This window comes from Methylobacterium longum, from assembly GCF_022179385.1.
Classification (GTDB): Bacteria; Pseudomonadota; Alphaproteobacteria; order Rhizobiales; family Beijerinckiaceae; genus Methylobacterium; species Methylobacterium longum.
Map to the genome: position 1 here is coordinate 1 of NZ_BPQS01000143.1, position 1,036 is coordinate 1,036.

Here is a 1,036-nt window from a genome sequence, read left to right on the forward strand (position 1 = left end):
CCAATCGGAGAACAGGCCGACGGCGGCGGCTGCGGCCGCACAGGGTGGGGATGCCAAGGCGTCTCCGGGCCAGTCGTCCGAGGACAAGGTCTCGCAGGCCAAGACGGCCGTCCAGCGGGCGGTCGACCTGAACGCCAAGGGCGACCAGAGCTGCCGCGATGCCGTCAAGGAAGCGCGCAACCTGCTCCCGCAGAAGGGGCAGTGATCGCCGGGCGGTCTCACACAGGTGAGTTCGCCGCCGGCCAACCTCTGACATGATCGGACCTGCCGGCGGGAAACCGTCGGTGTGGCCCCGCCTCAACGTTCCTCCAGGACTTCCGGGTGGGGCCACTTCCTAAGTCCATTCCGGCATTGCTGCCGCCGCAACAGCTGTCGCTTGGCTCGAAGCGCGACCGGCATCAGGCCCGCTCCAGAAGGTCGAGGAGCATCGTGCCAGCCGCCGAGATGACGTTGCCGCGTCCGCGCCAGGGTAGGATATCGGCCACCGGCAACGGCTCGGCCAACACGTCGGCCGCCGAGCGATCTGGAACTGCCGAGCTTGCTGGCGTATCCCCCGGCATGGCCAAGCGCATCAAGCTACTTCCGCAGGATCGGGGCACCGTCCTGTTCGATGTCGTCTTCGAGGACGGCAGCCGGGCCTCGAACCGGCGCGTGCCGATGGAGATCCTGGGTGGTCTCGACGGCGATCAACCGGCCCGCGAACTCATCGAGCAGCAGGAGGCCGAGATCGCCGAGAAGGCTGGTCGGCCGCCGCGGGTGATCCAGAGCCTGACGCGAGCTGCCAAGCCGGAGCCGAAGCTGGTCCGGGAGTAGCGCGGCGCATTCGATCATCGAGCGCTGAACCGTCAGGCGCGCTGAACCGTCAGGCCGGCGAGGGAACTGTCGACGACCCTCGCTCGTCTGTACCTACGTACTTGGTTGGACGGGTAGGATCAGCTCATTTGCTCCGCTTTTTCTCGATCGTATCGGCAGCAGGAGCAGTCGCGCTGATGCTCGGCGAGCCCGCTTCCGCGGGGTCTACCATCGCGGTTGCAAC

At 67.2% G+C, this 1,036-nt stretch carries 1 protein-coding gene and 1 pseudogene; both read left to right on the forward strand.

Translation table 11 applies throughout. The features are described 5' to 3' along the window. A pseudogene (locus MFF58_RS31765) lies at positions 1-205 on the forward strand (hypothetical protein); the annotation flags it as partial. A 353-nt stretch (positions 206-558) separates the two neighbouring features. Next, complete coding sequence (locus MFF58_RS31770) at positions 559-813, forward strand: hypothetical protein (RefSeq protein WP_238294308.1); 255 nt, start codon at positions 559-561, stop codon at positions 811-813. Positions 814-1,036: the final 223 nt, after the last annotated feature.